At 63.5% G+C, this 21,438-nt stretch carries 26 protein-coding genes; 16 read left to right on the forward strand and 10 right to left on the reverse strand.

Annotation, left to right across the window (positions count from 1 at the left end):
- The first annotated feature begins 3 nt into the window (after positions 1 to 3).
- The 4 genes from ACZ5WT_RS00555 (at position 4) to ACZ5WT_RS00570 (ending at position 2,525) form a co-directional block, all read left to right on the forward strand.
- Entirely contained in the window at positions 4 to 1,077 is a 1,074-nt protein-coding gene (locus ACZ5WT_RS00555; protein ID WP_464285438.1) for a 3-deoxy-7-phosphoheptulonate synthase, read from the forward strand.
- A gap of 183 nt (positions 1,078 to 1,260) precedes the next feature.
- Positions 1,261 to 1,827: a CDP-diacylglycerol--glycerol-3-phosphate 3-phosphatidyltransferase gene (gene pgsA, locus ACZ5WT_RS00560; RefSeq protein WP_464285439.1), complete on the forward strand. Its 567-nt coding sequence runs from the start codon at positions 1,261 to 1,263 to the stop codon at positions 1,825 to 1,827.
- Positions 1,824 to 2,075 carry a molybdopterin converting factor subunit 1 gene (gene moaD / locus ACZ5WT_RS00565; protein ID WP_464285440.1) on the forward strand — a complete coding sequence of 84 codons (252 nt, stop codon included), beginning with the start codon at positions 1,824 to 1,826 and terminating at the stop codon, positions 2,073 to 2,075. The genes pgsA and moaD overlap by 4 nt, the downstream gene beginning before the upstream one ends.
- A 3-nt stretch (positions 2,076 to 2,078) precedes the next feature.
- Entirely contained in the window at positions 2,079 to 2,525 is a 447-nt protein-coding gene (locus tag ACZ5WT_RS00570; protein WP_464285441.1) for a molybdenum cofactor biosynthesis protein MoaE, read from the forward strand.
- 89 nt (positions 2,526 to 2,614) lie between these two features.
- Here the strand turns inward: ACZ5WT_RS00570 and ACZ5WT_RS00575 are convergent, their stop codons facing one another.
- A complete protein-coding gene (locus ACZ5WT_RS00575; protein WP_464285442.1) occupies positions 2,615 to 3,505 on the reverse strand; it encodes a branched-chain amino acid aminotransferase in 891 nt (296 codons plus the stop codon).
- A gap of 198 nt (positions 3,506 to 3,703) precedes the next feature.
- On the opposite strand from ACZ5WT_RS00575, the gene ACZ5WT_RS00580 reads away from it, so the two are divergent.
- Positions 3,704 to 4,159, forward strand: a complete 456-nt coding sequence (locus ACZ5WT_RS00580) for a MarR family winged helix-turn-helix transcriptional regulator (RefSeq protein ID WP_464287132.1) — start codon at positions 3,704 to 3,706, stop codon at positions 4,157 to 4,159.
- Positions 4,160 to 4,161: 2 nt separating this feature from the next.
- Here ACZ5WT_RS00580 and ACZ5WT_RS00585 read toward each other — a convergent pair whose 3' ends face one another.
- Positions 4,162 to 4,626 carry an Lrp/AsnC family transcriptional regulator gene (locus ACZ5WT_RS00585; RefSeq protein WP_464285443.1) on the reverse strand — a complete coding sequence of 155 codons (465 nt, stop codon included), beginning with the start codon at positions 4,624 to 4,626 and terminating at the stop codon, positions 4,162 to 4,164.
- Between the two features lie 119 nt (positions 4,627 to 4,745).
- Between ACZ5WT_RS00585 and ald the strand changes: the two genes are divergently transcribed.
- The gene (gene ald, locus ACZ5WT_RS00590) at positions 4,746 to 5,864 is read left to right on the forward strand and encodes an alanine dehydrogenase (RefSeq protein ID WP_464285444.1); all 1,119 of its coding nucleotides are present in this window, start codon (positions 4,746 to 4,748) and stop codon (positions 5,862 to 5,864) included.
- A gap of 37 nt (positions 5,865 to 5,901) precedes the next feature.
- Here the strand turns inward: ald and ACZ5WT_RS00595 are convergent, their stop codons facing one another.
- Both ACZ5WT_RS00595 and ACZ5WT_RS00600 read right to left on the reverse strand, forming a co-directional pair.
- Positions 5,902 to 6,723, reverse strand: a complete 822-nt coding sequence (locus ACZ5WT_RS00595; RefSeq protein WP_464285445.1) for a hypothetical protein — start codon at positions 6,721 to 6,723, stop codon at positions 5,902 to 5,904.
- 361 nt (positions 6,724 to 7,084) lie between these two features.
- Complete coding sequence (locus ACZ5WT_RS00600; protein ID WP_464285446.1) at positions 7,085 to 8,242, reverse strand: hypothetical protein; 1,158 nt, start codon at positions 8,240 to 8,242, stop codon at positions 7,085 to 7,087.
- 173 nt (positions 8,243 to 8,415) lie between these two features.
- On the opposite strand from ACZ5WT_RS00600, the gene ACZ5WT_RS00605 reads away from it, so the two are divergent.
- Positions 8,416 to 9,057 (forward strand): helix-turn-helix domain-containing protein, encoded by a 642-nt coding sequence (locus ACZ5WT_RS00605; RefSeq protein WP_464285447.1) that lies wholly within the window; start codon positions 8,416 to 8,418, stop codon positions 9,055 to 9,057.
- A gap of 79 nt (positions 9,058 to 9,136) precedes the next feature.
- Here the strand turns inward: ACZ5WT_RS00605 and ACZ5WT_RS00610 are convergent, their stop codons facing one another.
- Entirely contained in the window at positions 9,137 to 9,448 is a 312-nt protein-coding gene (locus ACZ5WT_RS00610; protein WP_464285448.1) for a hypothetical protein, read from the reverse strand.
- A 171-nt stretch (positions 9,449 to 9,619) separates the two neighbouring features.
- On the opposite strand from ACZ5WT_RS00610, the gene ACZ5WT_RS00615 reads away from it, so the two are divergent.
- Complete coding sequence (locus ACZ5WT_RS00615; protein WP_464285449.1) at positions 9,620 to 10,033, forward strand: META domain-containing protein; 414 nt, start codon at positions 9,620 to 9,622, stop codon at positions 10,031 to 10,033.
- Between the two features lie 52 nt (positions 10,034 to 10,085).
- Here the strand turns inward: ACZ5WT_RS00615 and ACZ5WT_RS00620 are convergent, their stop codons facing one another.
- Positions 10,086 to 10,373, reverse strand: coding sequence for a hypothetical protein (locus ACZ5WT_RS00620; RefSeq protein WP_464285450.1), 288 nt, complete (start codon positions 10,371 to 10,373; stop codon positions 10,086 to 10,088).
- A 212-nt stretch (positions 10,374 to 10,585) separates the two neighbouring features.
- On the opposite strand from ACZ5WT_RS00620, the gene ACZ5WT_RS00625 reads away from it, so the two are divergent.
- From ACZ5WT_RS00625 to ACZ5WT_RS00660, 8 genes are all read left to right on the forward strand, one after another.
- Entirely contained in the window at positions 10,586 to 10,990 is a 405-nt protein-coding gene (locus ACZ5WT_RS00625) for a hypothetical protein (RefSeq protein ID WP_464285451.1), read from the forward strand.
- 8 nt (positions 10,991 to 10,998) lie between these two features.
- Complete coding sequence (locus ACZ5WT_RS00630) at positions 10,999 to 12,081, forward strand: class I SAM-dependent DNA methyltransferase (RefSeq protein WP_464285452.1); 1,083 nt, start codon at positions 10,999 to 11,001, stop codon at positions 12,079 to 12,081.
- A gap of 76 nt (positions 12,082 to 12,157) precedes the next feature.
- Positions 12,158 to 12,610, forward strand: a complete 453-nt coding sequence (locus ACZ5WT_RS00635) for a DUF4126 family protein (RefSeq protein ID WP_464285453.1) — start codon at positions 12,158 to 12,160, stop codon at positions 12,608 to 12,610.
- A gap of 13 nt (positions 12,611 to 12,623) precedes the next feature.
- Complete coding sequence (locus ACZ5WT_RS00640; RefSeq protein ID WP_464285454.1) at positions 12,624 to 12,956, forward strand: putative quinol monooxygenase; 333 nt, start codon at positions 12,624 to 12,626, stop codon at positions 12,954 to 12,956.
- A 69-nt stretch (positions 12,957 to 13,025) separates the two neighbouring features.
- The gene (locus ACZ5WT_RS00645; RefSeq protein ID WP_464285455.1) at positions 13,026 to 13,406 is read left to right on the forward strand and encodes an MliC family protein; all 381 of its coding nucleotides are present in this window, start codon (positions 13,026 to 13,028) and stop codon (positions 13,404 to 13,406) included.
- Between the two features lie 5 nt (positions 13,407 to 13,411).
- Complete coding sequence (locus tag ACZ5WT_RS00650; RefSeq protein WP_464285456.1) at positions 13,412 to 13,999, forward strand: hypothetical protein; 588 nt, start codon at positions 13,412 to 13,414, stop codon at positions 13,997 to 13,999.
- Between the two features lie 45 nt (positions 14,000 to 14,044).
- On the forward strand, positions 14,045 to 14,476 hold the full coding sequence (locus tag ACZ5WT_RS00655; protein ID WP_464285457.1) for a DUF3995 domain-containing protein: 432 nt from the start codon (positions 14,045 to 14,047) through the stop codon (positions 14,474 to 14,476).
- A gap of 12 nt (positions 14,477 to 14,488) precedes the next feature.
- Positions 14,489 to 14,956: a GNAT family N-acetyltransferase gene (locus ACZ5WT_RS00660; protein WP_464285458.1), complete on the forward strand. Its 468-nt coding sequence runs from the start codon at positions 14,489 to 14,491 to the stop codon at positions 14,954 to 14,956.
- Between the two features lie 40 nt (positions 14,957 to 14,996).
- On the opposite strand, the gene glgX is transcribed toward ACZ5WT_RS00660, so the two are convergent.
- Genes glgX through glgC form a run of 4 tightly spaced genes read right to left on the reverse strand, consistent with a single transcriptional unit; the run spans position 14,997 to position 21,364 of the window.
- Positions 14,997 to 17,003 (reverse strand): glycogen debranching protein GlgX, encoded by a 2,007-nt coding sequence (gene glgX / locus ACZ5WT_RS00665; protein ID WP_464285459.1) that lies wholly within the window; start codon positions 17,001 to 17,003, stop codon positions 14,997 to 14,999.
- Positions 17,004 to 17,017: 14 nt separating this feature from the next.
- Positions 17,018 to 18,652, reverse strand: coding sequence for an alpha-D-glucose phosphate-specific phosphoglucomutase (locus ACZ5WT_RS00670; protein WP_464285460.1), 1,635 nt, complete (start codon positions 18,650 to 18,652; stop codon positions 17,018 to 17,020).
- Positions 18,633 to 20,093 carry a glycogen synthase GlgA gene (gene glgA, locus ACZ5WT_RS00675; protein WP_464287133.1) on the reverse strand — a complete coding sequence of 487 codons (1,461 nt, stop codon included), beginning with the start codon at positions 20,091 to 20,093 and terminating at the stop codon, positions 18,633 to 18,635. The genes ACZ5WT_RS00670 and glgA overlap by 20 nt, the downstream gene beginning before the upstream one ends.
- A complete protein-coding gene (gene glgC / locus ACZ5WT_RS00680) occupies positions 20,093 to 21,364 on the reverse strand; it encodes a glucose-1-phosphate adenylyltransferase (RefSeq protein ID WP_464285461.1) in 1,272 nt (423 codons plus the stop codon). Before glgC ends, glgA begins: the two co-directional genes overlap by 1 nt.
- Positions 21,365 to 21,438: the final 74 nt, after the last annotated feature.

Below are 21,438 nucleotides of genomic sequence, written 5' to 3' on the forward strand. Positions count from 1 at the left end.
CAAGTGCTTAAATCGACCGACGACCTCCGTATCAAAGCCATCAAGCCGCTGACCACCCCGATCGAGGTCATGCGTCAGCATCCGCGCACCGATGCCGCCACCCGCACCGTGCTCAGCAGCCGCCATGCCTTCCACAATATCCTCGCCGGCAGCGATGACCGCCTCGCCGTCGTCGTCGGCCCCTGCTCCATCCACGATCCCGCCGCTGCGATCGACTACGCCAAGCGCCTTGTCGATCTGCGCGAAAAGCTGGGCGACCGACTCGAAATCATCATGCGCGTCTACTTCGAAAAGCCGCGCACCACGGTCGGCTGGAAGGGCCTGATCAACGACCCCAATCTCGATGGCAGCTTCCAGATCGATATGGGCCTGCACACCGCCCGCGCCCTGCTGCTCGAAATCAACAATCTGGGCCTGCCGGCCGCCTGCGAGTTCCTCGACATGACCACCCCGCAATACATTGCGGACCTGGTTAGCTGGGCGGCCATCGGCGCGCGCACCACCGAAAGCCAGATTCACCGCGAGCTGGCCTCGGGTCTTTCCTGCCCGGTCGGATTCAAGAACGGCACCGATGGCAATGTGAAGATCGCGCTCGACGCCGTGTCGTCCGCCAGCCAGCCGCACCATTTCCTCGCCGTCACCAAGGATGGCCAGTCCGCCATCGCCGCGACCGCAGGCAATGAGGACTGCCACATCATCCTGCGCGGCGGCAAAACGCCGAACTACGACGCCGCCAGCGTCGAAGCCGCTTCTGCTGCCGCCGCCAAGGCCGGCCTGCCCGCCGCCATCATGATCGATGCCAGCCACGCTAATTCTTCCAAGAAGCCCGAGAACCAACCCGCCGTGCTGGCCGATATCGGCGCCCAGGTGGCCTCGGGCGATCGCCGCATCATCGGCGTCATGGTGGAATCCAACATCGTCGCCGGCCGCCAGGACCTCGTCCCCGGCGTGGACCTGGTCTACGGCCAGTCGATCACCGACGGTTGCATTGACTGGGACACCACCGTCACCACGCTCGAAGCCCTCGCCGAATCCGTCACCCAGCGCCGCGCTGCGACGAACCAGGCCGTGGCGTAAGGGCCTGTGGGGCCACGCCCCCTCCCGCCCACGATCGCTGCCCTCGGACTTGATCCGAGGGCCACTCCCCAACCGGCACTCTCGACGAGAGGCCCACGGATCAAGTCGGTGGGCAGCAGCCGTGGCGCCGCGCGCCAAGCGAACCACCTTGACCCTCCGCCCCCATTCCTGTTCTGTCCCCCCATGGCCAAGAACCCGCTGCTGCTCGTCCCGAACATCATCACCATCGCCCGCATCCTGGCGATCATTCCCATTGTCTGGCTGGTGATGTCAGGCGACGTCGGGCTGCGTCTCATCGCGCTGATCATCTATGTCGTGGCTGCAGCCAGCGACTGGCTCGATGGCTATCTGGCCCGCGCCTGGAACCAGTATTCCCCGCTCGGGCGCATGCTCGATCCGATCGCCGACAAGCTGCTCGTCGGCATCCTGATTGCGGCGCTTGCCTGGGACGGCAGCTTTTCGGGCTGGGACATGATCCCGGTCTGCGCCATCCTGTTCCGCGAATTTTTCATCTCGGGCCTACGCGAATTCCTCGGCAATACCAAGGTCGTGCTGCCCGTGAGCTGGCTGGCCAAATGGAAGACCACGCTGCAGCTGGTGGCGCTCGCCATCGTGCTGCTGGAGCGGATCGTTCCCGGCCTGCGCCTCACCAGCGACATCGTGCTTTGGGTCGCTGGCATCCTGACCATCTGGACCGGCTTCCAGTATCTGCGCGCCAGCTGGCCGCATCTGGTCGAAGAGCAGAAATGAAAATCCTCTACTTTGCCTGGCTGCGCGAACGCCTCAACCGCGGCGAGGATCAGGTATCACCGCCCGCCGAGGTGACCACCGTCGGTCAGCTGATCGACTGGCTCGCCGCCAATGACGAGGCCTTCGCCCTCGCCACCGAAAAGCGCAGCCTGATCCGCGCGGCAGTCGACGCCAGGCTGGTGTCGCATGATGCCCCGATTGCCGGCGCCGGCGTTGTCGCGCTGTTCCCGCCCATGACCGGCGGCTGAGCCATGAGCGTGCGCGTCTCGACTGAACCGTTCGATCCGGGCGCGGAAACCAACGCCTTCCTCGCCGCCGGCAATGGTGCGGGCGCCGCGGTGACCTTTACCGGCGTCGTGCGCTCCAGGCCCGACGACCCCATCACCGCGCTGACGCTGGAATGCTACCCCGAGCTGGCGGTCAACCAGCTCACATCCATCGTCGAAATGGCCACCGCCCGCTTCGGCCTGCTCGCGGCCACCGTCATCCACCGCTACGGCACCCTCGGCCCCGGCGAACCAATCGTGCAGGTGATGACCCTCTCGCCCCACCGCGACGCCGCCTTCAAGGGCGCCGAATTCCTGATGGACTACCTCAAGACGGACGCCCCCTTCTGGAAACAGGAAACCGGCCCCAAGGGCACGCATTGGGTCGAGGCAAAAGCGGAAGACGACGCCGCCAAGGCGCGCTGGGAATAGCGGCACGCCTCGAACCATGAGCCGTGGCTCCACCCCAAAAACGAAAAAAGCCGGGCACTTGGCCCGGCTTTTTCACAATCTGATTCCGCTTATTCGGCGGCGGCGCGCTTGGGCTGGACCTCGGCCGAATAAGCGGCGATGAGGGTGCGGCAGCCATCGCCGGGGGTGAAGCGGTACTGGCCGATTTCGCTGACCGGGGTCACTTCCGCGGCGGTGCCGGTGAGGAAGCACTCGTCAAAGTCGGCGAGTTCCTCGGGCATGATGTGGCGCTCGGTCACGGTGTAACCATTGCGCTTTGCCAGCTCGATCAGCGTCTGACGGGTCAGACCGTTCAGGAAGCAATCGGGCGTCGGGGTGGTGATCTCTTTGCCCTTGATGAAGAACACGTTGGCGCCGGTCGCTTCGGCGACATAGCCGCGATAGTCCAGCATCAGCGCGTCGGCATAGCCATTGGCCATGGCCGCATCCTTGGAGAGGGTGCAGATCATGTAAAGGCCGGCGGCCTTGGCCGAGGACGGGATGGTCTCCGGGCTCGGGCGCTTCCACTTGCTCCACTCGAGGCGGATACCCTTGAGCTTTTCCTCGACCGAGAAATAGCTCGGCCACACCCAGGCGGCGATTGCCAGGTGAACCGTGTTGTTGCGGGCGGGAACGCTGAGCTCTTCCGAACCGCGCCAGGCGACGGGACGGATATAGGCGTCGACCAGGCCATTCTTTTCCAGAACGGCGCGCTTGGCCTCTTCGATCTGCTCGACGGTCCAGGGCATGGGCATGTCGAGGGTCGCTGCGGAGCGGATCAGCCGCTCGGTATGCTCGCGCGACTTGAAGATTTCACCGCCATAGGCGCGCTCACCTTCGAACACCGAGCTCGCATAGTGCAAGCCATGGGTCAGAACGTGAACTTTTGCGTCTTTCCACGGTTTGAATTCACCATCAAACCAAATCCAGCCATCGCGCTGGTCCATTGGCACGCCTGCCATAATCCACTCCCGCCTGCATAATAAATGCGCCGCTGCACGCGGTCGCTATTGGCGCCAATCATGCCCCAGGCCCAAGGCCTTGGCAAACCACAAAGGCTGAGGGATAAGACAGAACGGCGTCCTGATGGGAAGACAATGGCAGCGAACCAAAAACATGTCAACATAGCTGACATAAAATCCGCACTGCCGGGCGGCGACATGCTGCCCCTCGATATTATGGGGCTTTTCTTCTTCGCCTACCGCGATTTCACCGGCGACGCGGATGCCCTTCTCGACCGCCAGGGCTTTGGCCGCGCGCATCACCGGGTGCTGTATTTCGTCAATCTGCGCCCCGGAATGCCGGTCGCCGACTTGCTCGATATCCTCAAGATCACCAAGCAAAGCCTGGCGCGTGTGCTGCGGCAACTGATCGATAATGGCTATATCGAACAGAAAACCGGCCATTCCGACCGCCGCCAGCGGCTGCTGCATGCCACCGACAAGGGCCGTCAATTCTTTGCGACCCTGTCGGCGACCCAGTCCAGCCGCATTAATGCGGCTATCGCGAGCCTGCCGCCGGATTCCCGCAAGGTGGTCACCCGTTTCCTCATCGAAATGGTCGACCCGGCCGATCGCAGCGTCCTCGATCGCCTGAATCTCACCACCCCTCCCTGAGGCTAGATCGGCAGCCCGCTGCGCACCTTGACCGTGCGGATGCACATATTGGAGTGGAGCCGCGCCACCCCCGGCAGGCGGGCGCTCAACCGCCGGTGCAGCCGCTCGAAATCATCGTGATCCTGGCACACCACCCGCAGAATATAGTCCGAATGCCCCGCCATTAGGTGGCATTCGAGTACTTCGGGAATGTCCTGCACCGCCGCCTCGAAGGCTTCGAGCGCGGCTTCGCTCTGGCTGGTCAGCCCCACCTCGATGAAGAACTGCATCGAATAGCCGAGCCGGCTTGCGCTCAGCACCGCGCGGTAGCCCTCGATCAGGCCCTGGTCTTCGAGGGCCTTGAGGCGACGGTGACAGGCCGAAGCGGAAAGGCCCACCGCGTCACCTAGCACTTGCACGCTTTTGCGGCTATCAACCTGCAGGGCACGCAGCAGTTTGCGGTCCACCGCGTCGATTTGCAACGTCATGGCGAAATAACCCAGGTTCCTCGAATGCTATTCGAAGTTCAGCCCCAGACGCGCCCACAACGCAAGCAAATTTCTATCGGCGCTTGCTTTGCTGAACCATCATCATGGGAGGATCGGCAATGCTGATCGGCGTACCGAAAGAAATCAAAAACCATGAATACCGTGTTGGCCTGACGCCCGAGAGCGTGGCGGAGCTGACCCATCTCGGGCACCGGGTCATGGTCGAGACCCAGGCCGGCACCGGTATCGGCGCCAGCGACAACGACTACCGCGAAGCCGGCGCCGAAATCGCCAACGACGCCCGCGTCGTCTTCGATGCCGCCGACATGCTCGTCAAGGTCAAGGAGCCCCAGCCCGCCGAACGCGCCATGCTGCGCGCCGGACAGGTGCTGTTCACCTATCTCCACCTCGCCCCCGACCCAGCCCAGACCCGCGACCTGCTGGCTTCGGGCGCCACCTGCATCGCCTATGAAACCGTGACCGACGACAATGGCGCCCTGCCTTTGCTCAAGCCGATGAGCCAGGTCGCCGGGCGCATGGCCATTCAGGCCGGAGCAACGGCACTAGAAAAAGCACATGGCGGGCGCGGCGTACTGCTGGGCGGCGTACCCGGCGTGCAACCGGGCAAGGTCGTCATTCTCGGCGGCGGGGTCGTCGGTTTCCATGCCGCGCAGAACGCCGTGGGTCTGGGCGCCGAGGTGACCATTCTCGACCGCAGCCCTGCCGCGCTCGAGCGCCTGTCCGACTTTTTCGGCGCTTCGGCCCGGGTGCTGTATTCCAACAAGGCCGCCATTGCCCGCGCTGTCGCCGATGCAGACCTCGTCATCGGTGCGGTACTGATCCCCGGCGCGGCGGCTCCCAAGCTGGTGACCCGCGACATGCTGGGCACCATGCGCAGCGGCGCGGTGCTGGTCGACGTGGCGATTGACCAGGGCGGGTGCTTTGAAACCTCGCGCCCCACCACCCATGCCGACCCGACCTTCCTGGTCGATGGCATCGTGCATTATTGCGTCGGCAACATGCCGGGCGGCGTCGCGCGCACGTCGACCTATGCGCTCAATAACGCCACCCTGCCCCACGTCTCCCGACTCGCCAATCTCGGCTGGAAGGCCGCATTGAGGTCCGATCCGCATCTGCTCAACGGCCTCAATATCTGGAACGGCAAGGTGACCTGCGAGCCCGTCGCGCAGGCGCAAGACCATCAATACACCCCGCCGGAGCAGGCGCTGGCCGACTAGAATACGCCCCGGCGCGTTCGGCGCCGGGGCAATGAGCTCAGTAGACGAAGACGTGCAGCTGCCCGCCCGACTGGGTGACCGCAAACACCCGGTCCGGCCCGTAGCTGGTGCGGCTCAGCGAAGCGCTGACCAGGGCATCGGACTGGATGGCGTTGCGCAGCGCTGAGCCAAGGCCCGAACCCTTGAGCTGGGCGGCGAGCCACATCTTGACCTCGGGGCACATCTCCATGCGCTGTATTTTGACCCCCGAGGCCCGTAGCCAGGAGGCATCCAGCTTGGTGTTGCGGATCGCGCGGACCACCTGATTGGCCGAGCCATCCGAACAGGCGGGCACGCCGCTACCTCCCCCGCCAACTGCGATGATGGCGCCGGGCTGTCCGGGTTGCCCCGGCGTCCCCGGCCGGCCGGGCTGACCCGGTTGGCCCGGTTGGCCGGGCGCACCGGGATTGCCCACTCCGACATCAATATCGACCAGACGGCCACCACCGACGCCCACATTGGCGGTGATCGTGTTGTTGAGCAGCCCCGCATCGACGTCGATCAGCTTATTGCCCCGGCCAACATCGACACTGGCATTGACCGTGTCGTGCAGCACATTCGCGTCGACGCCCAACAGCTTGTCATTGCCGCCAAGTGACACGTTGGCGGTCGCCGCAGGCGAGCTCCCACCGCCAAGATTGAGGTCGACCAGGTTGCCGTTGCCCCCGCCGAGACCGAGATTGACCAGACCACCACCCGATGCGGTGCCGGATTCGACCGTCAGAATCTGGTCGAGTCCGAGCAATCCTCCCGCGTGGGCGGGCAGTGCTGTGCCAGCAAGCAAGATACCGGCAAGAAACGCTGCGAAAGCACTTTTCATGACAATTCTCCATTGCACGATCAGATTGATCGCAATGGAGAGACGCATTCGCGACGATATTGTTTCACCGCGGGGAAATGGATTGGTCGACTTGGTGACCAACCCGTAACGACTGTATTTTTATTTAATCCAAATGCGCCACACTCATGAACGCAAAAGGGCGCGAAACCGAAGTCTCGCGCCCCCACCGGAGACACCACAAAGGAGCGTCAGCCTCTGCAGCAGTCCACCGATCGCTTGGCGCTGTCGAAACGAACACCAACCTTACGCCCGAGACTGCCGCGGAGCGACGTTCGGGGCCGTTCGAACAACGACGCTGGGCTGCAAGGGTTCCCGCCGGGACGATCTGTGATCGGCGCAGCTAGAGACGTCCGGAGAGGGTCAGGGCAATGCCTGCCTTGTCATAACTTTCACCGGGATTTTCGTGATGAGAGAGCGAAAGAGTGGCGGCATAGGCGTGTTTCTCCGAGGCGGTAAAGCGCGCGGTCAGTGCCGCCACCTGCCGCGAACGGACGAGACTATCGTCATAAATCCCGCTCTCGCGCCGCCCCGCCAATTCCACCGACAGGGCCCAGGCGGGCGTCACGTCCCACCTTGCGCCCAGTTCTGCCGAGGCCGTGCGCCCCGCCACATTATCGACCGGATCGGCCAGTTCCACGCCGGTTTCTGCCGCCGCGGTCAGCCGCAAGGATGCGGCCGGCTTCAGGCTGGCGGCTAGCGCCAGATGCGGCGCCAGTTCGGTCATTTCCTGCATACCCTGCGGCCAGATAGCGTCGACGCCGCCAAATCCTTCCACGGCAAACTGGTCCCGCTGCAGCCGCAATCCCAGCCGGGCCCGCCCGCCATCGGCCGCAGGCCGCAGGTAGAGCAACTGGTCGGCTTCGGGAATACGGGTGAGCCAGCCCTCCATGCCCGCCAGCACCGCCATGGCTGGGGAAAAGGCGCGTTCCCACGCCACCCGCGCCGTCAGCAGGGCCACATGCGGCTTGAGCCGAAGCGGCGGCAGGTCGAGCCCGCCGATGATGGTATCTCCCTGCTCCAGCCAATCCCCGTCCACGCCCAGCACCACTTGCTGATCCGCGCCGATGACCACCACTTCGGCCAGAAATTCGTGTTCCGTGTCCTCGCTTTCCAGCGGCAGCACCACGCTGCCCAGCGCCAGGTCATCGCCTGTCCAACTGCGCGTCACGCCATAGCCGAGGCGCAGGAGCATATTGGGGCCGAGCGCGAATTCGGTTTCCACGCCGCCCGTGACGCTGGCGTCATCCTTAAATGTCGTCTGCAGAAAGCGCGTCTGGCTGATCACCAGGCTCCCGCGCAGCAGGACGGTGTCCGACTGCCCGGTGACCGACATTTCATGGCGGTGCGTGGTGAAGAAATCCGCCGCGCCCGCCGCACTGTCGGTGGCATTCGAGGTCCAGCCGTTCTCAACCTCGCTCGATATCCCGATCGGAGACTCCGCCAGTGCCGGCGCCAGCCCCATCATCCACCATGCCGCAATCACCCCTCGCCAGACCATCGCCACCCCCTGCCCAGGCCGAGAGTGGAGGGTTTCGGTAACCAATATTTTCCGTAGGGGTTACGCAGTTCTGCCGATGCAGCGTGGTTGATATTGACGATTAACACAGCCAGCTCCACCCGTAAGTATTTGATTAACTATCAAATTTGCTGCCCTCTCGTGATCCTTGGGACATGGCGACCGATGAAACCACTACCGCTGAAGAGGCCTGCGCCGCGCTCCGCGCCTGGCGGATCCGCTCGCGCCTGCGCCAGGATGCCATCGCCAAATGCCTCGGTGTGGCGCAGAGCCAGATCAGCCGGTGGGAAAGCGGCCGCGACCTGCCCCGCCCGCACAATGTGGAGGCCATCCGCCGGCTGATCCGCGGATCAGATGTCGATCCGCTGGTGGCGCTCAAACATTTCGTCACCCGCTCCACCCAGCATCTGCTGCTCTTCGATGACCAGCAGAACATCGTGGCGCGCAGCCTGCCCTATCTGGCATCGCCCAATCCGCTCGATGAGTTCGGCTGGGTGCTCGACAGCACCCGCAATCCCGCCTTTGCCCCGGCCCACCGCCGCTACCAGCAGGTGATGGCCGATCCGGCCGGCGTGGTTGGCCTGTCGATCGCCCTGCCCTTCGTGCACGACGACAGCTTCTGGCTCGCCACCATCAACCACACCATCCATTCCATTGCCGGCGCCCGGCTGTGTCTGGCCGAACTGCTGTTCACCCCCGCCACAGGCGCCGACAGCGATATCCGTATCGAGGAAGTGCGGTTCGATGGCAGCGGCGAGGCCCGCATGTCGGTTACCCTGTGGCGTCAGCCCATTTAGCCATTCCGGCACGCTGAAGGCCCACGCCGGGGCGGGCGCGGGCCTTCTTTGGCTGGCCGCAGGGGATGGAGGTCTGGGCTTACCAGCCAAACTTCTTGTTCTGGCCGCCAATGCCGAGCACGCCATTGCCGCTGAGCAGGCCGTTGAGCGAACCGTTCAGGTTGCCATTGCCGACATTGATGCCCGACAGGATATTGCTGTTATTGCCAACGGCGACCGTGGTGCCATTGAGGATCTTGATGTCCTTGGCGGTCACGTCGACGACGGCGCCGGTGATGTTGGACAGCAGGTTGCTCGTCTTCTTGTTGAACGACATACCGCCTGCCTGCGCGCCGGAAGTCATGGAAACAGCCAGAACAGCAACCGCGGCGATGCTAACGAGTTTATTCATCTCTAATCTCCAGTTGTTCATTGCCTGAATTCGACGGGCAAAGGGAAACACTGGATCCTGGAACCGGCAATCTTGGCGCCCGATTTTATGCGTTCAATGCGAACTATGCGTGGAATGGCGCCAAATTCGCCCCAATCTGCACTAAATGTGCCCCAAAAGGAGTCTTGCCGAATGCGTCTTTCCCTCTTGAGCCTCGCAGCCATGATCATCGCCACCGCCCCCGTTCTTGCCGATGGCCCCGCCGCGGGGTCTGTCCCCAACAATCTGGTCGGCACGCAGTGGCGCCTGACCGCGCTCGACGGCGCCCCGGTTCCGGCCGATGTCACCACCACGCTGACCTTCTCTGCCGAGGGCATCAACGGCAATGGCGGCTGCAACGGCTATGGCGGCGGCGTCGAGGCCACCGGCACCGGCATCACCTTCACCAATGTCTTTTCGACCATGATGGCCTGCCCAAATCTCGATCAGGAACAGGCCTTCTTCGCCGCACTCGACAAGACGCGGACCTATGCCATCACCGATGGCACGCTTCAGCTCAAGAATGCCGATGGCGACGTGGTCGCTGATCTGGCCTCCGGCAAGTAGCTACAAAAAAGCGCCCGGCCATGCCGGGCGCTTTTCGTCTCGGGTGAGACGCCTACTTCTCGACGAAACCTGCTTCAATGCAGTTTTCCAGCGTGATCTGGTCGGTAGCGACCGCACCAACCTCGGCGGTTTCATCCTTCTGATCAGGGGCCGCTTCATTGGTCTGCGCCGTAACATTGTCGGCGTCCCTGTTCTTCAGGTCTTCGCAGAAATTCTTGACGCGCTCCATGTCAGCCTGGCTGACCTGTTGGTTGCCGATCATGGTCTGGGCGAATGCGGGTACGCCGAGCGCGAGGGTGGCAGCGAGAACGGCGGTGGATGCAATGGCTTTGATGTGCATTTTACTAGCCTTCTGTAATGTCTCAATAAATGAGCGACTGCTCGACTGGCAAACGCCTGCACGCCGGGATCGTTGCGGAAAAGCCGATCACAGATGCACCGGCCCCAGCCGAAACCGCCGCTGGCGCAAGCCGCAAATCGCTTGCCGCCGGGGCTGGGCGGCGCGCCAAAACCGCACTACAAGCGCCCCTGACAGCCTTTAGGAACCAAGCCATGACCCCCGAAGCCCAGAACGCCCTTCGCGCCCAGATCGCCACCATGCTGCAGGACCTGCGCGCCGAGACCGGTGCCGACGGCGAAACCATGTTCCTGCTCGGTGCCGGCGCCGATAGCCTGGCCCAGATGGCCAAGGCCAAGACCTGGCTGGAGTTCAAGGCCGCCATTACGCCTGCCGACATCATCCAGCTGCTGCAGCAGATCGATATGGAAGGCACCAAGCTGCTCGACGATAACAAGCTGAAATATGCCTATGCGCTGCAGGCGCTCGGCATGTCGCTGGCGGCGGCCGGAGGCAATGAACCGTCGCTGCTGCAGGGCGCGGCCCTGCTCGACGACGTCATCGAACAGACGCTGGTCAACTATCGCGCCTATGCGGCGAGCAAGCCCACCGTAAACTAGCCTCTGCGATGGCCCAAACCGCCGCCGGCAATGCCCTCAACGACGCCCGCCGCCTGCGCCAATCCGGCCAGGGGGAGGCGGCGATCAAGGCTGTCGGCGCGGTCCTCGCCGCCGCCCCCGAGCATGCCGGAGCCCACCACCTGATGGGTCTGCTCTTCATGGACGCGGGCGACGCGGTCTCGGCCATCACCCATTTCGAGCGTAGCCTCTCCGCCCATCCCGATGCTCCCGAAGTCTGGAACGACCTCGGCATCGCGCAACTGGCCATCGGCTCACCCACCGACGCCGCCTGCAGCTTTACCGGGGCCCTCGCCCTCCGCCCGCGCGACACAGCCGCCCTGCGCGGCCTCGCCCGGGCGCAACTGGAACTGGGCCAGCGGGACGAAGCGCTCGCCAGTTTCCAGCACGCCCTCCGCATCCTGCCCTACGACAAATATGCCGCCCACATGGTGGCCGCCCTGTCCGGCAGCACGCCCGGCGTCTCCTCGGCCTATGTCGCCGACCTCTTCGACACCTATGCCGACCAGTTCGACGATCACCTGACCGGTGCCCTGCAATACCGCCTGCCCGCGGTCATCGCCGAACGCGTCGCGCCCTTTCCTCTCGCCAGCCTGCTTGATCTGGGTTGCGGCACCGGCCTGGTTGGCGCCGCGCTTCATCCGCGCATCGCGGTGATGGATGGCATCGACATTGCCCCGCAAATGGTGCGACGGGCGCGGGATCGCGGCATCTATCGCCACCTGCGCAGCGGCGAACTCGCCGCGACGCTGGAATCCGACCCGGCTCTATCGGGTCCATACGATCTCATCACCGCCGCCGACGTCTTCGTTTATCTCGGCAACCTCGAACCGGCCTTTGCCGCCATCGCGCGCGTCGCCTCCCCCGGCAGCCTCTTCGCCTTCTCCGTCGAGACCAGCAGCGCCGACGACGTCACCCTGCGCGCCAATGGCCGCTTCGCCCATTCGCCCGACTATGTGGCGCGCCTGATGGATGAGCATGGCTTCGCCGTGCTTGAACAGATGGACCTGCCGATCCGCCAGGAGCGAAACCGTCCGGTTCCGGGCAGCCTATATTTGCTCAAACGCCCCTGAGCAGGCTTGTTACCCGTCACGATTGGGAACAATACTGTTGTTGCGGCCAAATGGCCGTCCAACAGGGGCAAAAGCAATGCTGTACGGGCTTGCAATACTGATTGGCATCATCGCTGGGCTGCGCGCCGTCATGCCGCTCGCCGCCATCAGCTGGGGCGCCTGGCTCGGCTGGATCGACCTCAGCGCCACCCCATTCGCCTTCATGGGCAATATCATCGCCGTCATCATCCTCACCCTGCTGGCGATTGCCGAGCTGGTCAGCGACCAGTTGCCCAATACGCCTAGCCGCAAGGTGCCGATGCAGTTCGGCACCCGCATCGTGCTCGGCGCCGCGGCAGGCGCCCTGCTGATGCCGGCGAGCTGGCTGATCGGGGCCCTGCTCGGCGCCATCGGTGCGGTGGTGGGAACCTTTGCCGGTGCGGAAATCCGCGGACTGCTCGCGCGGGCCTTCGGCCGCGACCTGCCGGCGGCGCTGATTGAGGACGTTGTCGCCATTGCCGGCGCTTTCCTCATTGTTTATCTCGCCTGATCGACATACTGGCGTGACAACGACTAGACTGGAGACAGAGGATCCCAGCGTGATCTATGTCATCGCCACCTATCGCATCCTGCCCGGCGCCCTGGAGCCCTTCGTCGGAGCCTCCTATGGCCTGATCGATGCGTCCCGCCGCGAGCCGGGCTGCCTCTATTTCGATCTGCATGCCAGCGTCACCGACCCTGACCGCGTGCAAGGCTTCGAGCAGTGGAGCGACCGGGCTGCCTTCGACCGCCACCGCACCTCCCCGCATGTGCTGGCCTTTGCCGAATCCATCACAGAGTTCGTGGTCAGCGCCCGCACCGAGCTTATTCAGCCGGGAAACGTCGAAATACTGTAGCCCGCTGCCGCATCATTACCATTATTGCCGACACACTGGTTGTGGTCGCCGCCCCAACAAGGAAACAACATGAATCGCAACATCGTCGCCACGACCCTGGCCCTCATGCTCGTTGCCCCCACGATGGCCAACGCGGTCGAAGCTTCCTTGACCATCAACCTGGGCAAAGCCGCATCCCAGACCGACGTCACGCCCTATGATTGCGGCACGGAAACCCCGCTGGTCGTCACCTACATCAATGCCAATCCCAACTTCCTGGCCATCCTGCCGGTTGCCGACGAACCCCAGGAGCTGGTGTTCGCCTCGGTCATTTCGGCATCGGGTGCCCGCTATGCTTCGGGCCAGTGGGTGTGGTGGAGCAAGGGATCGGACGCAAGTCTATATGATACAACACTTGGCGAAGACGCCGAGGCTGTGCTTACTTGCACGGAGATTCACGACACCCCCTGACCAGCATGCAACATTTCGCCGCCGCCGACCTCTTCCCCCATGTCCGCATTGTCATGGGGACCATTGTCGGCCTCGGCATTACGCGCCTGCTGATGACTATCGCCGGTCTGATCCAACACCCCAAGCGCTCGCCACTATCGGCCATTCACCTGTTGTGGATTGGCTCGATACTGGTGGAGCTGATCCTGTTCTGGTGGTGGGAGTTCGCGCTGTTCAAGCTCGAACACTGGACCTTCGGGATCGCGCTGTTCCTGATCTTTTATGCAGTGGTGCTGTTCCTGCTGGCGGCGTTGCTCTCGCCGGACAACATTTCCGAATATAGCGGCTACGAGGACTTCTTCCTCAAGCGGCGGCGCTGGTTCTTCGGGCTGTTCGGCGCCACCTTCATTCTTGATACCATCGATACGATGATCAAGGGCGGCAACCAATGGGCCGAGATTGATGTCGGCTACGTGATCCAGGTGCCCTTTGGCCTGGTGCTCTGTGCCATTGCCATTTCAACCCGCGCTCGCGGTGTCCACCTCACGGCCGTGCTGGTCCACATTGCTTATCAGTGCTATCTCATCGCTCGCTTTTTTAACGGCGTGATGTGATCGCGCACCGCGCCCCGTGTGACCTCTGACGAGACTGCAACGCTCATGAATATGCTGATCGCCTCCCTGATGTTCGTGGCCCTGCTGGCGGTGTCGGTTGCGCACCTCATCTGGTCGGTCGGCATGTCCTGGCCCATCCGCAACGAGAAGCTGCTGGCCCAGACCGTGGTCGGCTTCCGCGATATCGAGCGTATGCCGCCGCGCCTTGCCTCCTTTGCCGTCGGGATCGCCATGCTTGCCGCCGGTATTCTGGCCATGTCACTGGCCGATCATGACAGCGGCGGCCTCCCGCTCAGCCTCGTGGGCGTCCTGGCCGCTGCAGTGTTTCTGGCGCGCGGCGCTGCTGGCTACACCGCCTGGTGGGCCGAAAAGACCCCCGAGCCGAACTTCCGCCTCAACGACCGCCGCGTCTATTCCCCACTCTGCCTGTTCCTGGGCGCTGGGTTTCTGGCGCTCGTAATCCTTCGCCTGATCTAGGGCCGCGCAGCGATGGCCGGCGCGATCCGCCTGCGCAAGCATCTCTCGGCTGCCGACCTGCAGCCGGAGACCTGGCCAGCAGGCATTAAACGGCTTCCGGTTACCGAGGCCGATCCAGACGCGCTGCACGCCCTGCTGTCACACTGCTATGCCAATGGCTCCGGCATTGTCGCCCCGCTCGAGACCTGGTGGGTCGATACCGTCATGGATGAGGAATACGACCCCGACCTGGTCTTTGTCGCCGCCACGCCATCCGGCGAAATAGCGGGCATCCTGCTGTGCTGGAACAGTGGTTTCATCAAGGATGTCGCCGTCGCCAGCCAGATGCGCGGCCGCGGGATCGGCGAGGCTATGCTCCGCGCCGCCTTTGCGACCCTCCAGCAGCGCGGCTTCACCCAGGTCGACCTCAAGGCAATGGCCGACAACACCACCGCCGTCCGCCTCTATAAACGCCTCGGCATGATCGAAGCGCCGCTTTAGTCCCCGATTCCCTCTCGCTCCCACGGAAGGGCGCCTGACGTCAGGCGCTCGCCCCCCGCACCAGCGCCACCACCGAGCGCGGCGTCAGCGTCGCCGTGCTATGCGAGAACGCGACACTGGCCGTGTTATCCGAGAGGATGCCGACCGCCCAGTTGCCTTCGGGCAGCCGCGCCACCACCGGGTCGGCGCGGCGGTTGAACCACACCAGCACCTCGTCGTCCTTGTTGCGCAAATGCATGCCCAGCACCGATCCGCTGGCATCGGACCAATCGCCGTCATTCATTTCCCGGCCATCGGGGTGCAGCCACACCACGTCGCGCACGCCGTGCTTTTCCTGCCCGGTGAGGAAGTGGTCATGCGTCAGCGCCGGATGGGCCTTTCGGAACTTGCTGAGCGCGGCGACGAAGTCCACCAGCTCGCCATCGGCATTTTCCCAGTCGAGCCAGGTAATTTCATTGTCCTGGGCATAGGCGTTGTTATTGCCCCGCTGGGTGCGGAACATCTCGTCGCCCTGCTGCAGCAGCGGCACGCCACGCGACATGAACAGCGTCGCCAGGAGCGCACGGACGTCGCGCTTGCGCGCCGCCTGGATCACCGGATCGTCGGTTTCCCCCTCGACGCCGCAATTCCACGACGCATTGTGGTTGTGCCCGTCGCGATTGCCCTCGCCATTGGCCTCATTGTGCTTTTCGCTATAGGTGACAAGGTCCCGCAGCGTGAAACCGTCATGAACGGCCAAGAGGTTCACCCCATGGCTGGGCTTGCGCCCGGCGAAGTTGAAGATCTCGGCAGATCCGGAAATCTTGCCCGCAAGCCCGCCGATACGGGCCGGCTCCCCACGCCAGAATTCGCGAATTTCGTCGCGATAGGTGTCGTTGTGCTCTTTGAATTCCTTGCCGAACTTGCCCAGCTGATAGCCACCGGGACCCGGATCCCACGGCTCGGCCACCAGAATGCACTGGCTCAGCACCGGGTCTTCCTTGATCTTCTGCAGCATCACGGCGTTCGGATTGAAGCCCGGATCACGCCCCAGCACCGTCGCGAGGTCGAACCGGAAGCCTGAGACGCCCATCTCCTCAACCCAGTAGCGCAGGCTTTCAATCACCAGCCTTTGCGTCGCCGGATGATCGCAGCGCAGCGTATTGCCGGTGCCGGTATCGTTGACCAGGTGCTGTTTGCCGTCGACTTCCACGAACCTGTAATAGGTCTTGGCGTCGAGCCCCATCAGGCTGAGCATCGGCCCGTTGGCGTCGCTCTCCCCGGTATGGTTGTAGACCACGTCGAGGATCACCGAGATGCCGTTCTTGCGGTAAAGGTCGGTCATGTTCCGCAATTCCTGCGGTCCACGCGGCGCTAGGCGCGGGTCGAGCGCCGAATAGGCCACTGGATTATAGCCCCAGGCATTGGTCAGCCCGAGCACCGGCAAATGCCCCTCGTCGATCCAGGCCGCGGTCGGCATCAGTTGCAGCGTATCGACACCGATATACTTGAGATGGTCGATGACGCGCTGCGTCGTCAGCCCCGCAATGATCCCGCGCAGCGGTCCCTGCACGCTGGGATGGCGCATGGTGTAGCCGCGCACGTTCATTTCATAGAACAGGCCCGGCGCCTTCTTGCGCGGCATTATGTTCTCGCCGCTATTGCTGACGACGATCGCCTTGGGGATCAGCGGCGCAGTGTCCACCGCGTCGCTGCGATCCAGCCGCAGGCGCGGCGAGCGCACGAATACCCGGTCGAGCCGCTTGGCATAGGGATCGACCAGCAGCTTCATCGGATCGAAAAAATAGCCCTGGTCAGGATCATAGGGCCCATCGGCACGCAGGCCATAGGTTGTACCCGCGCCTAGGCCTGAAATCAGCCCGGCGCGAATATTGTCCTGATGCACATCGAGTTCGAAGCGGTCAGTTTCATGGTCCTGTTCGTCAAAGATCGACACCCAGATGTTGGTGGCGCTTTCCGAATAGACCGCGAAGTTGACGCCCCCCTCGGTGACGGTTGCACCGAGATGCTCGATACTGCCCCCATTGGGGACCAGCATGGGTTTCATTGACTATCCGATTATCAGGTGATGACGCTGGGCGCTTTCCGCCCGGTCCGCTGCGTAATGCCCGCCAACTGCTCCGAGAGCAGGATCAGCGGCTCTAGGGCGGATTGGGTTTCAAGATCGTGTCGACCATCGGCTGCCTCATAGCGCTCGAGATAGAGCCGCAACGTGGCGCCTACCGTCCCGGTTCCGCTCAGGCGGACCACGATACGCGATCCATCGGTGAAACCGATCCGGATGCCTTGGTTGGCGCTGGTCGAGCCATCCACCGGGTCGAGATAGGTGAAGTCATCAGCATAGGCGACCTGCAGGTCATCCGCGAAGATCTTGCCGGGCAGCGATGGCAGTTGCGCCCGCAGGTCGGCCACCAGTTTGCCGGCAATGGCGGCGTCGACTTCTTCATAATCGTGGCGCGTATAGTAATTGCGCCCATAGGTCGCCCAATGCTCGCGCACGATCTGGTCGACGCCCTGCTTGCGCACCGCAATGATGTTGAGCCACAGCAGAACGGCCCAGAGCCCGTCCTTTTCGCGCACGTGGTTCGAGCCGGTTCCCGCGCTCTCCTCGCCGCAAATGGTCACGCGGCCAGCATCGAGCAGGTTGCCGAAGAACTTCCAGCCGGTCGGGGTCTCGTGCATTTCGATGCCGAGCTTTTCGGCCACCCGGTCGGCAGCCGCGCTGGTGGGCATCGAGCGGGCAATGCCGGCGATCCCGCCTTTGTAGCCCGGCGCCAGATGCGCATTGGCCGCCAGCAGCGCCAGCGAGTCCGAAGGCGTCACGAAGCGGTTCTTGCCGATGATGAGGTTCCGGTCGCCATCGCCATCCGACGCCGCGCCGAAATCCGGGCCCTCCGGCGTCATCAGCAGGTCATGCATGTCCTTGCAATAGACCAGGTTCGGATCAGGATGCCCCTTGCCGAAATCGGGCAGTGGTGTGCCATTGATCACCGTCCCCTTGGGCGCGCCCAGCATGCCCTCGAGAATGTAATGGCCATAGGGCCCGGTAATGGCGTTCATCGCGTCGAACGTCATGCGGAAGCCACCTGCGAACAGCGCTCGGATGGCGTCGAAATCGAAAAGGCTCTCCATCAGCCGGGCATAGTCGACGACCGGGTCGATTACCTCGACCACCATGTCGCCCGAGCGCTGCGTGCCGATCTGGTCCAGCGCCACGTCGGGTGCATCATTGGTCTTGAAGCTGTCGATCACCTGGCTGCGCGCGAACACCGCGTCGGTGATCTTTTCCGGCGCCGGTCCCCCATTGCCGATATTGTACTTGATGCCAAAATCGCCATCCGGGCCGCCCGGATTGTGGCTGGCCGACAGCACCAGCCCGCCGAACGCCTTGTGGTGGCGGATGACATGGCTCGCAGCCGGGGTCGAGAGCAGCCCGTTCTGGCCCACCAGCACCTTGCCGAAGCCATTGGCCGCGGCGATGCGGATCGCCTTCTGGATGGCGACATCATTGTAGAAGCGCCCGTCCCCGCCGATCACCAGCGTCTTGCCGGCGAAACCCTCGAGGCTGTCGAAAATCGCCTGGATGTAGTTCTCGACGTAATTGGGCTGCTGATAGACCGTCACCCGCTTGCGCAGGCCCGACGTGCCCGGTTTCTGGTCGCCGTAAGGCGTGGTCTTAATGGTCTGGATTGTCATGGATCTGCAGTCCGGTAATTTTGGCGTAGAGGTCGGCATAACGTGCTGCGCTGGTCTGCCAGGAGACGTCCGACTTCATTCCCCGCCGTTGAATTTTCTTCCAGATTTTGTCGTCCCGATAAAGCCGAACCGTGCGCCGGATCGCCTCGTAAAGCGCATGGGCACTGTCGGGGTCGAACACGACTCCGGTCGCGACTTCCGCCGCGATGGCCGCAGGATTGGCATCAATAACGGTATCAGCAAGGCCGCCAATGCGACTGACCACAGGAACGCATCCGTAACGCAGGCCATAAAGCTGCGTCAGCCCACAGGGCTCGAACCGCGACGGAATGAGGATGGCGTCGCTGCCGCCCTGCAACAGGTGACTCAGCGATTCATTGTAGCCGGTGACCAGCCCCACCTTGCCGGGATGGCGCGCCCACATGTGGCGGAACCCGTCTTCGAGATAGGCCTCGCCCGATCCCAGCACCGCCAGCCGCCCGCCCAGCCCGACAAGCCCATCGACCACCTGCAGAAGCACATCCATGCCCTTCTGGTCGGTCAGACGGCTCACCACGCAGAATAGAGGCCCATCGGTGCCATCGAGCCCGAATTTCTCCGCCAGCGCCCGCTTGTTGATGATGCGGCCCTGCAGCGTATTGGCCGTATAGGTCTGCATCAGCGCCGGGTCCGTCGCCGGGTCCCAGGCTTCGGTGTCGATGCCGTTGAGGATGCCCACCACCGTGTCGGACCGCCCGTTCAGCAGGCCCTCCAGCCCCATGCCGAAGGCCGGCGTTCGGATTTCGTCGGCATAATTGGGGCTGACGGTGGTGACATAGTCAGCGCATTCCATGCCGCCTTTGAGATAGGACACGCCCCCGTAATACTCGACCCCGCCCACGTCGAACGCATGCGGCGGCAGCCGCAGCTGCCCGAAAATGTCGGCGCCGAACGAGCCCTTGAAGGCGATGTTGTGGATGGTCATCACCGTCTTGACCCGGTCATGCGGGCCAAACTTGATATAGGCCGGTGCCAGCCCCGCCTGCCAGTCATGGCAGTGGATCACGTGCGGCTGATAGCCTTCCACCATGCCCATGCCGAGCTCTGCCGCTACCCAGCCGAGGGCCGCGAAGCGCCGCCAGTTGTCGGGCCAGTCCCAGCCATCGGGGCTGAGATAGGGATTGCCCGGCCGGTCATAGAGAACCGGCGCATCGATGACGATGACGTCGAGCCCTTCCACCCGCGCCGCGATCAGCTTGGCCTCGACGCCAAACAGGTCGTCGAGCTCCATCACCACGCGCCCGCCATCGAGCTTTTCCATTACCGTGGGATAGCCCGGCACCAGCGTGCGCATGGTCACGCCATGCCTGGCCAGCGCGGCCGGCAGGGCGCCGGCCACATCGGCGAGCCCGCCGGTCTTGATCAGCGGATAAACCTCGGACGCAACCGAGAGAACTTCAATCATCTGCCCGCCAGATACTTGTTGACCATGTTCTGGGTGATCAGGGTGACGCCGTCTTCCGAGCGGCGGAACCACTTGGCGTCGAACTCGGGGTCCTCGCCAACCACCAGCCCCTCGGGGATATTCACCCCGCGGTCGATGACCACCTTCTTGAGGCGCGCATTGCGCCCGATATCGCAATAAGGCAGCACCACCGCCTCTTCGAGTACCGAATAGGAATGTACACGAGAACCGGTGGACAGCAGCGTGCGCTGCAGATGCCCGCCCGAGATGATGCAGTCACCAGAAACCAGTGAGTTCACCGCCGAGCCGCGCCGGCCGTCAAAGTCATGCACGAACTTGGCTGGCGGGGTGATCTCAGCATAGGTCCAGATCGGCCAGTCGCGGTCATAGAGGTCGAGCTGCGGCTCGATATCGGTCAGGTCGATGCTCGCCTTCCAATAGGCGTCGATGGTGCCGACGTCGCGCCAATAGGCCACGTCTTCCTTGCTCGAACGCACGCAGGAGCGGGTGAAGCGATGCGCCCAGGCCGTGCCGTTCTTGACAATATAGGGGATGATGTCCTTGCCGAAGTCGCGGCTGGAGCCTTCCGTCGCCGCGTCACGGCGCAGCTGCTCCATCAGGAACCGCGTCTCGAACACATAGATACCCATCGAGGCCAGCGCCGTGTCCGGCTTGTCGGGAATACCCGGCGGATCCTTGGGCTTTTCGACGAAATCGACCACCCGGTCGCGCCCGTCGACATGCATCACGCCAAAGCCGGTAGCTTCCATGCGCGGCACTTCGAGGCACCCGATCGTCACGTCGGCGCCCGTATCCACGTGCTGCCGCAGCATGATTTCGTAGTCCATCTTGTAGATGTGGTCGCCGGCCAGGATCACGATATAGCGGGCGCCATAATCCTCGATGATGTCCATGTTCTGGTACACGGCGTCGGCCGTGCCGGCATACCACATGTCCTCTTTCACGCGCTGGCTGGCGGGCAGCACGTCGAAGCTTTCGTTACGTTCGGGCCGCAGGAAGTTCCAGCCGCGCGACAGGTGGCGGATCAGGCTATGCGCCTGATACTGGGTCGCCACGGAAATGCGGCGAATGCCCGAATTGATGGCATTGCTGAGTGCGAAGTCGATGATGCGTGACTTGCCGCCGAAATAGACGGCCGGCTTGGCGCGCCGGTCGGTCAGCTCCATCAGACGCGTACCGCGCCCCCCGGCCAGCACATAGGCCATGGCCTCGCGGGCCAGCGGCGATGGTACTCTATAGTCTGCCATTCTTCTAACCCTCCACTACTGCCCGTTTTCCGGGACGTATCCCAACCCGACCGGCTTGTGCCGGTTCGTATTTC

The organism is Devosia sp. T2-14 (genome assembly GCF_055397495.1).

Coding starts and splice junctions, on each gene's coding strand:
- moaD (WP_464285440.1), top strand. CDS start 1,824: ATGAAAATCCTCTACTTTGCCTGGCTGCGCGAACGCCTCAACCGCGGC.
- ACZ5WT_RS00650 (WP_464285456.1), top strand. CDS start 13,412: ATGCAACATTTCGCCGCCGCCGACCTCTTCCCCCATGTCCGCATTGTC.
- ACZ5WT_RS00580 (WP_464287132.1), top strand. CDS start 3,704: ATGCTGCCCCTCGATATTATGGGGCTTTTCTTCTTCGCCTACCGCGAT.
- ACZ5WT_RS00620 (WP_464285450.1), bottom strand. CDS start 10,373: ATGCACATCAAAGCCATTGCATCCACCGCCGTTCTCGCTGCCACCCTC.
- glgC (WP_464285461.1), bottom strand. CDS start 21,364: ATGGCAGACTATAGAGTACCATCGCCGCTGGCCCGCGAGGCCATGGCC.
- ACZ5WT_RS00615 (WP_464285449.1), top strand. CDS start 9,620: ATGCGTCTTTCCCTCTTGAGCCTCGCAGCCATGATCATCGCCACCGCC.
- ACZ5WT_RS00655 (WP_464285457.1), top strand. CDS start 14,045: ATGAATATGCTGATCGCCTCCCTGATGTTCGTGGCCCTGCTGGCGGTG.
- ACZ5WT_RS00645 (WP_464285455.1), top strand. CDS start 13,026: ATGAATCGCAACATCGTCGCCACGACCCTGGCCCTCATGCTCGTTGCC.
- pgsA (WP_464285439.1), top strand. CDS start 1,261: ATGGCCAAGAACCCGCTGCTGCTCGTCCCGAACATCATCACCATCGCC.
- ACZ5WT_RS00630 (WP_464285452.1), top strand. CDS start 10,999: ATGGCCCAAACCGCCGCCGGCAATGCCCTCAACGACGCCCGCCGCCTG.
- ACZ5WT_RS00600 (WP_464285446.1), bottom strand. CDS start 8,242: ATGGTCTGGCGAGGGGTGATTGCGGCATGGTGGATGATGGGGCTGGCG.
- ACZ5WT_RS00595 (WP_464285445.1), bottom strand. CDS start 6,723: ATGAAAAGTGCTTTCGCAGCGTTTCTTGCCGGTATCTTGCTTGCTGGC.
- ACZ5WT_RS00635 (WP_464285453.1), top strand. CDS start 12,158: ATGCTGTACGGGCTTGCAATACTGATTGGCATCATCGCTGGGCTGCGC.
- ACZ5WT_RS00605 (WP_464285447.1), top strand. CDS start 8,416: ATGGCGACCGATGAAACCACTACCGCTGAAGAGGCCTGCGCCGCGCTC.
- ACZ5WT_RS00660 (WP_464285458.1), top strand. CDS start 14,489: ATGGCCGGCGCGATCCGCCTGCGCAAGCATCTCTCGGCTGCCGACCTG.
- glgX (WP_464285459.1), bottom strand. CDS start 17,003: ATGAAACCCATGCTGGTCCCCAATGGGGGCAGTATCGAGCATCTCGGT.
- ACZ5WT_RS00575 (WP_464285442.1), bottom strand. CDS start 3,505: ATGGCAGGCGTGCCAATGGACCAGCGCGATGGCTGGATTTGGTTTGAT.
- ACZ5WT_RS00670 (WP_464285460.1), bottom strand. CDS start 18,652: ATGACAATCCAGACCATTAAGACCACGCCTTACGGCGACCAGAAACCG.
- ACZ5WT_RS00625 (WP_464285451.1), top strand. CDS start 10,586: ATGACCCCCGAAGCCCAGAACGCCCTTCGCGCCCAGATCGCCACCATG.
- ald (WP_464285444.1), top strand. CDS start 4,746: ATGCTGATCGGCGTACCGAAAGAAATCAAAAACCATGAATACCGTGTT.
- ACZ5WT_RS00585 (WP_464285443.1), bottom strand. CDS start 4,626: ATGACGTTGCAAATCGACGCGGTGGACCGCAAACTGCTGCGTGCCCTG.
- ACZ5WT_RS00610 (WP_464285448.1), bottom strand. CDS start 9,448: ATGAATAAACTCGTTAGCATCGCCGCGGTTGCTGTTCTGGCTGTTTCC.
- ACZ5WT_RS00570 (WP_464285441.1), top strand. CDS start 2,079: ATGAGCGTGCGCGTCTCGACTGAACCGTTCGATCCGGGCGCGGAAACC.